This is a genomic window from uncultured Parabacteroides sp. (genome assembly GCF_902493135.1).
Classification (GTDB): Bacteria; Bacteroidota; Bacteroidia; order Bacteroidales; family Tannerellaceae; genus Parabacteroides.
In genome coordinates this window covers 23,204-31,364 of sequence record NZ_CABUOD010000047.1, presented here as the reverse complement: position 1 = coordinate 31,364, position 8,161 = coordinate 23,204, and the positions used below count along the sequence as shown (strand labels likewise).

Sequence of the window (8,161 nt, the reverse complement as noted above, 5' to 3'; positions counted from 1 at the left end):
ACTTTTAAATTCAATATACTTTAGTATTATTAATATTAAATCTGGCCGCTTGTTCACCTGTCGCAGGGTAATTAAAACTTCCGTTTTGCACGGTCAAACACTTTAGAATTATTTGATTATAAAATATTTCTCTTTTGCCGGGGGATCAATCCCCCGGCAAGGGAAATTTTTGTGTTTCTTTTATTCTACAATTGCTTTGACAGCTTCTTCGCCTTCAACAGCTACTACGACTACACCCTGGGGAGCAGCGATAACTGCGTCGCTTGAAGTGATAACCGTGTTAGCGACTACCTGGCCTAAGATGTTAGAGATAACAACCTTTTTGCCTTCGGCGTTCGCGATTCTTACTGCACCTTCCTGGGCGATAACGGTTACTTCGGATGTTGCGATTGCTTCGTTGTCTGTTGCCATATCTTCTTTGTTACCCTTTTCGATGTTGAAGATCAAAGCATCGTCTTCACCTGTAATCTGGTCGAATGAAGACTCAGAACCATCCAAAGAACCTGACAATACGATACAACCGTTCTGCATCTTCAACCACTGGCCGTTAATCGGAGCAATCTCACCTTCTCCCTGAGATTCCATCAGGAATGAACGGTCATCTTCTACTTCGTTTGCAGCATTTTCAGGATCTACGAAACGCATTGACCATGTTACGAGCTTATGAGCATCGCCTTGCAAATCTTTAATATACTCAGCTGCATACTTGCCATCTTTAACAGCTTTGTGGATTGCAGCAGTGTCGAAAGTAGCCGGAGTTACATCTGCAAACTGACCAGCCAGGATATACAGGCTATCACCCATGTGAACGGCTTTCACGAAACCGGCACGTGTATAACCCTTCCAACCGTAATCTGCGCTCTTGGCAGCGTGATCTACAGAATCGGCGAAATTAACCAGGTATTTACCATAGTGGAAGCCGCCGGTTGCCGGTGTTGCATGTGAACAAGACCATTTGTCTAACGGGTTGCCGTCTTTGTCATAACCATGATTGTGTTCCAACGGACACGGTTCAGCGTCTTTGCCCGCAACATCGTCGCGGTCGATAGAGATCAGATACTGAGGTTTGATGTTACCGCTCCCACGGTTTACAAAGGCTGTATCAACGATGAACGATTTACCGTCTTTCGTAAAGTCCGGAGTATAGATACCTAAGAAGTCGATACCTTTAACTTTGAAGTTTTCGTTTGCTTCAACCTGCAGGTATTCTTTACGATACTTTTCTACGAAACGCAATGTATCGGCAGCATCACCTGCGTTGCCTTCCAATTTCTGAGAATTGAAACGACGGTACAGAGGAGCATCGTATTTACCGATGTTGAAGGCAGATGTTCTCTGTTCGTTCATTTTCTGGTCTTCCAGGATAGCGGAAGCGTCGATAACACCGACTTTTGTATATGTTTCAGAAGCAAGAGTACCCAAATTTTCAGTAACAGCTACCAAAGCATGGTAATGCTTGTTGCTTGTCAGGTCGTTTTCTTCCTTGAACAAGAATGTAGAAGGAGTACCGTAAGCCGGAACTGTAAACATATACTTGTTTTCAGCATTCTTTGACAGGTAAAGTTTACCCTTTGCTGTCGGAAGATATACCTGGTAAGCCTGTCTGCGTAATTGTTTCAAGCCTGCGATACGTTCTGCGACGGCAGGAGTTACGTTATAACCATAATCATAAATATCATCTTCTGCTTCAATGACAAACGGCTGAGTTCCATCCGTAGCCTGAGCCAAAGAGTCTTTTGCTGATTTAACGATATACTTGCTGTCTGCATAGTCGTGCAGGTAGTTGAATGTATAACGGTTTACAAGCAGGGAGTCCGCCTCGAAGTTCTTATAACCTAACAAAGTATCTGACAGGATTGCCAAGTCTTTGATCGGATCAAATACCAAAGAGTCGGTAGCAGCAATGGACAAACCAGTAATAGCACTTGTATACAGACAGCTTGCTTCGTCTTTCTGGTTCAACTGAACATTAGCACCCACTGTTGCTGTAAACTCACGGTTTGTGATTGTAACCGTAGAAGTTTTTTTAGCTGTTTCAGAATAGATTCTATCTTTCAAAACTACCCACTGGTAAGCCGGCATGTGAGCCACTTCCTGCAAACCTCCGTTTACAGTCACCCATTTAGCAGCAGAAGTTGTTCCGTTTGTAGTGTTATAGATAGGAGCAGCCAGGTATTGACCTGCTTTGTTCTTGATGTAATACAGACCGTCTTCGACAGAGGTAGCGGTGCTTTCAACAAGTGCGCCGGATACGTAGAACGGAAGATTTTCTTCTTCACCTGCTGTATAAAGAGTCAAGACATTTGCGTTATCCAATAAGGCATAAGACAAAGTGGTATAGCCAACCTTTGTCCCATCCGATTGTTTAGTTCCCCAATGAGTCAATCTGCCAAATACCTTATCTGCAGGATCGGCTATAACGTCTTTATATTCCTTTAAACCATCAGCATTAACAGCTACAATTACACTATCCTTAAACAAATCGCGTGAGAATTGGAACTCGAATGCTTCCTGAGCAAGTCCCCCCTTTTTAGCCAAAGAGTCTAATGTGGAAACTACACCTGCATTACTTGTTACTTTACCTGCTGATGTAGTCAATTTATACCAAGTGTCTTTATTAATGGCAACACCATCATAAAACGCAGTATCAACATTGGCAAATGTAAAAGAAGGCTTATTGTCAGAACCGATTTTGTTCAATACAACATAATTTGCAGTTGTAGCAACCATGCCACTTGTCGATGTACCATAAACAAAGTTTGCTGCATCAGTGCTACTTTGACCGCCTGTTGCAATTGTTTGAGCCTGCCATTTAGCACCTGCAAAAGGATTGCCTTTCAGTGTCTGGCCTGCATCAATAGTAAAGTACTTGTTAGCACCTTCACCCAATACGTTCAAATCAGCAGCAGTAAGAACCTGAGTTCCCGGTTGAACAGCCTGAACTTTAACTTCCGTAGCACCAGTAACAGAAGGAGCAGCAGCGGTATTGGCATATTTTACAGCAAATACCTCACCTCCAGATGTTAGTTGATATAACTTCATAACAGAGTCCTTGTGGAAATAAGCTGCAAGTTCAGCAGCATCTGCAAGTTCAGATGTTGCATCCTTAGTAGTTACCCAGCTCCATTCAGTTTCAACATCGGTCATCTGAAATGCTTTGTTATCTGCCGCAGGAGTAGCAATACTACCTGCAGAAATATCAATCGCATTTGCAGGATCAAAAGAAAGCGTCATACCTTCCGCCTTGTTTGTAAAGACAAAACGGTTAGCACCTGCAACGGCATTAACTTTTATACTCCAAAGTTGTTTGTTGATTTCAGCCAACGGAGTGTTAACAGAAGTAATAACCTTTGCATCTGCACCATCCATAGAGACAACAGTAGTAGCAGCCCCAGAAGTAGTAACCTTAGCTGTAGACAGCACATAATAACGAGAACCATTCGCCAACTGCTCGATCTTAGTCGCGACATCAACATTGATGCCAGTTGCATTCGCAGCGACCGAACCGACCAGCAGAGCGCCGGTCAAAAGAGTAGAAAATCTCTTGTTCATAATTTAATAATTTAATTAGTAATAAAACCTATTTGTTATATAATGTATACAACTCCGATGAATGTTAACGTATGTATTTTGATAATGAAAACGTACGTTTATTTTAGTCATTTTCGGAGGGGCAACAGGAGGTTCGTGGTAAAAAGGCGGTATGTTTGTACTCGATAAGCTATCTAATTGATAAGAAAGAATATAGAAAAAGAAATTTTCTTGGAGAAAAGGGTTGCAGGTTTAAAAAGTATGCGTATTTTTGTAGCTGAAAAATGACGAATCTAAACGTACGTTTTTTTAGTCATTTCGATTTCACCTTCCTATTTCTTTTATTCCCAATAAGTTACAAGCAAAGAACAAGCCATTTTATCCTCTCAAAAACGGCCTTTTTCGTCATTTCCCATAAGCAAGCATATAATTCTCACTCCTAACAATTTACGCCCTTTTGTTCAAGTAATACTAAAAGTAGAAAAACGGCATTTTTGAGAAAACAGCGAAAAAACAGGCTAAAAACGGCAAAAAACCCCTTTCCCACTCCCCAACGGTACATTTAAATGAACCGGGGTTCTCTATTTCTATGCGGTCGTCATAGATGGCAATTGCTACCGAACAAGACCGTACCGCCCATACCATTGAGAAAGACACAAAGTGAAAAACGGCTCTCAAAACAGTGTATTAAGAAACATTGATAACCAATCCATTACAGTTTCCCCCTGAAGGAAACAGAAATTCCCCCTGCAGGGAACGAGCGTTTCCTATGCTGGAAACGGAAGTTTCCTCGTTAGGAAACGAGAGTTTCCTCGTAAGGGAACTTCATGAAAGCACAACCTTGTCTGTTAGCCACCCATGAATCAGCATTTATGTTTCTGCCTAATTTTGGTAGGGTTGCCCTGAATCAGATGATTTTCGCCATTGAATGGTTATCTTTGCGGCGGATATTCAAAAAACATTCCATCATGGGCATCCACGAATATGTACAGATTGGTTGCTGCAAGAATAAAAACCGAATGTCGAAAAACAGCCGTCATTCCTCAAAAACACATTAACAATATGGAATTTTATACCCGCATCTCCATCCCGAAAGCCCCGTTTGCCTTTTCCCATACGGAGCAAACGGTTCTGCTCGGTTCCTGCTTTGCCGAGAATATCGGAAAGAAGTTGGAGGAAAACAAGTTCAAGACCGACCTGAATCCGTTCGGCACGCTTTATAACCCTTCTTCCATAGCCGGGGCAATTCGCATGCTGCTTCGTCCGGAACGGTTCACAGGGGATGATCTTTTCCGGCATGAAGGGATTTACCATAGCTTCAGCCATCACAGCCGCTTCTCCTCGCCTTCGGAAACGGAATGCCTCGAAAATATCAACGGGCGGCTGTTCAGTTCCGCCGGTACGATACGGGAAGCCCGCCGGATGATCCTGACCTTCGGCACGGCATGGGTCTACAGGTTGAAAAGTTCGGGAAAGGTCGTTTCCAACTGCCATAAGCTGCCGGAAAAGATGTTCGACCGGCAGCTACTCACCGTCGGCGAGATCGTAGCGGAATGGAAAAGCCTGCTCCTGTCGCTTTGGGAACAGAATCCGGAGATGAAGCTGCTCTTCACCGTCAGTCCGATCCGCCATTGGAAAGACGGGGCGCACGGCAACCAGCTCAGCAAAGCCGCCCTCCTGCTTGCCATCGACGCGCTGCAAAAGGAATTTCCGGGACGCACCGCCTATTTTCCGGCTTACGAAATCATGATGGACGAATTGAGGGAGTACCGTTTCTATGCCGACGATATGCTGCACCCCTCCCCCGCGGCGGTCGAATATATCTGGGAACGGTTCGCGGACAGCATGTTTTCACCGGATTCGCTGTCGATTCTTAAAGAATGGAAGGATATCCAAAAGGCCATTAACCACAAGCCGTTTCAACCGGAAAGCGAAGCCTATAAACGATTCATCTCGCAAACTTTGTTAAAGATGGAACGACTTAACGAGAAATTCCCTTACTTTGATATGACAAATGAAGTCGAAATGATTAAAAAGAAGTTCTAAACCTAATTATAGAGAAAAAGAATGGAATATTCAATTAAAGAGATCGCCGGAATAATCGGAGCTGACGCCAAGAAATTACATGACGCTCCTGTCAGCATCCTGCTTACCGACAGCCGCCGTCTTTCATTCCCGGAACAAAGTCTATTCTTTGCCCTCCAGACAAAGACCAACGACGGACATAATTATATACAAGGTTTATATAAGTTACGCGTACGCAATTTCGTAGTCAGCACTGTCTTACCGGAGTTCGAGTCGATGCCTGAAGCGAACTTCCTTGTCGTCAAGGATACGCTGAAAGCGCTCCAGAAGTTGGCGGCCCATCACCGGAAACGTTTCAATATCCCGGTAATCGGCATTACGGGAAGCAATGGGAAAACGATTGTAAAAGAGTTTCTCTATCAATTATTGCACAACGAGTTCAACATCGTCCGCTCTCCCCGGAGCTACAACTCGCAATTGGGGGTTCCGCTGTCGGTATGGCAGATGAGCGACAAGAATACATTAGGCATCTTCGAAGCCGGCATTTCCCAACCGGACGAAATGGAACGCCTGCAACCGATCATCGCACCGACCATCGGCGTGATCACGAACATAGGGGAAGCGCATCAGGAGAACTTTATCTCTTCCACGCAGAAATGCCTGGAAAAGCTGACTTTGTTCAACGACTGCGAAGCGATCATTTATGACGGCGACGATGCCTTTATCGGAGGCTGCGTCGAGTCGGCCTGCCTGTCCCACAAGGCAATCACCTGGAGCCGGACAGACTCGGAAGCGCCTTTGTATATCGAATCGATCAAGAAGCTGGAATCCGAAACCATCATCCGCTGCACGCTTTTAGGTTTCGACCGGACATACACGATTCCTTTTACGGACGACGCTTCTATCGAAAACGTCATCCACTGTATGGCCGTGATGTTGTATCTGAAGCCGACAAGCGTAAACGATGTCGAAAAGTTCAAACGCCTCGAGCCGGTCGCCATGCGCTTGGACGTGAAGCAAGGCATCAACAACTGCCTGTTGATAAACGACACCTACAATTCGGATATCAATTCTCTGGATATCGCCCTCGACTTCCAGCAGAGCCGCCGCGTAGAAAAGGACTTGAAATGCACGCTGATCCTTTCGGACATCCTGCAATCGGGGACGCTGCCGAAGTCTCTGTATAAGAAAGTCGCGGACCTCGTGCGCAGAAAGAAGATCGACCGCATTATCGGTATCGGCCGCGACCTGAAAGAGTACGGAGCAGCTTTCGATATCGAGAAAGAGTTTTACCTGACAACGGAGGAGTTCATCAAGTCCCCGTCTTTCAAGAAGTTCAAAGACGAGTTGATCCTGATAAAAGGCTCCCGCCAATTCCATTTCGAGCGTATCTCCGAGCTGTTGGAGAAGAAAGTGCATGAGACGATCTTGGAAGTGAACCTGGATGCTGTTGTCCATAACTTCAACTATTACCGCTCGAAGCTGAAGCCGGAGACGAAGATGGTCTGCATGGTCAAGGCTTTCGGATACGGCGCCGGTTCCTACGAACTGGCAAAGACTCTGCAGGAACACCGTTGCGACTACCTGGCTGTTGCCGTCGCCGACGAAGGGGAGGAACTGCGCAAGGAAGGCATCTCGATCCCGCTTATCGTCATGAATCCGGAATTCAGCAGCTTCAATGTCTTGTTTGAAAACCAGTTGGAGCCGGAAGTGTACAGTTTCCGCCTGCTCGACGCGATGATAAAAGAGACGGAACGCAGGGGCATTACCTCCTATCCGATCCATATCAAGATCGACACAGGCATGCACCGTCTGGGTTTCCAGCCGGAGGATGTTCCGGAGATTTGCCGTCGCCTGAAGGAACAAAGCGGCGTGGTTGCCCGCTCCGTATTCTCGCATCTCGTAGGCAGCGACTCCTATATCTTCGACGATTTCACGAAAAAGCAATTGGATACGTTCACCCGCGCGGCAGCAGAACTGGAAGCCGGACTGGAATACAAGGTGATCAAGCATATCCTGAATTCGGCCGGCATCGAACGGTTCACCGATTACCAGATGGATATGGTGCGCCTCGGCATCGGCCTGTACGGGGTCAGCGCCTCCGGCCAGAAAGGGTTGCGTAACATCAGCACGCTGAAGACGAGTATCTTGCAGATACAAAACGTTCGGGCAGGCGATTCCATCGGTTACAGCCGGATGAGCTATGTAAAGCGCGATTCCCGCATCGCGATTATCCCGATCGGTTATGCCGACGGCCTGGACCGTCATTTCAGTAATGGCGGCGGCGAAGTCGTGATCAACGGCCACCGCTGTCCGATCATCGGCAATATCTGCATGGATGCCTGCATGATCGACGTCACCGATATCGACGCGCGCGAAGGAGACACCGTCATCATCTTCGGAGAAGAACTCCCCGTCAGCGAACTTTCAGACAAGTTGAAGACCATCCCTTACGAGATACTTACCTCTATTTCGCCAAGGGTAAAAAGGGTTTACTACAGGGAATAAATATCCGGGGCCCGTCCCGCCCCGGACTTAAGGGGGTTTCGTGTAAGCAATTGCGTATCTTGCACATTTTTACTACCTTTGTGCCGTAACATATTAA

Annotated in this window: 3 protein-coding genes; 2 read left to right on the top strand and 1 reads right to left on the bottom strand. The window is 46.0% G+C overall.

What is annotated here, in order from left to right; all coding sequences use genetic code 11:
- Nucleotides 1-180: 180 nt before the first annotated feature.
- The gene (locus RDN79_RS16360; protein WP_308573279.1) at nucleotides 181-3,552 is read right to left on the bottom strand and encodes a DUF6383 domain-containing protein; all 3,372 of its coding nucleotides are present in this window, start codon (nucleotides 3,550-3,552) and stop codon (nucleotides 181-183) included.
- Nucleotides 3,553-4,593: 1,041 nt separating this feature from the next.
- Between RDN79_RS16360 and RDN79_RS16355 the strand changes: the two genes are divergently transcribed.
- Together RDN79_RS16355 and RDN79_RS16350 are read left to right on the top strand one after the other, a co-directional pair.
- Nucleotides 4,594-5,577, top strand: coding sequence for a GSCFA domain-containing protein (locus RDN79_RS16355; protein ID WP_298553648.1), 984 nt, complete (start codon nucleotides 4,594-4,596; stop codon nucleotides 5,575-5,577).
- A 21-nt stretch (nucleotides 5,578-5,598) separates the two neighbouring features.
- Nucleotides 5,599-8,064, top strand: a complete 2,466-nt coding sequence (locus RDN79_RS16350; protein ID WP_298553645.1) for a bifunctional UDP-N-acetylmuramoyl-tripeptide:D-alanyl-D-alanine ligase/alanine racemase — start codon at nucleotides 5,599-5,601, stop codon at nucleotides 8,062-8,064.
- Nucleotides 8,065-8,161: the final 97 nt, after the last annotated feature.

What these genes read in the sequence shown, in the direction of transcription:
- RDN79_RS16360 (WP_308573279.1), bottom strand. Translation starts at nt 3,552, where the DNA reads ATGAACAAGAGATTTTCTACTCTTTTGACCGGCGCTCTGCTGGTCGGT.
- RDN79_RS16355 (WP_298553648.1), top strand. Translation starts at nt 4,594, where the DNA reads ATGGAATTTTATACCCGCATCTCCATCCCGAAAGCCCCGTTTGCCTTT.
- RDN79_RS16350 (WP_298553645.1), top strand. Translation starts at nt 5,599, where the DNA reads ATGGAATATTCAATTAAAGAGATCGCCGGAATAATCGGAGCTGACGCC.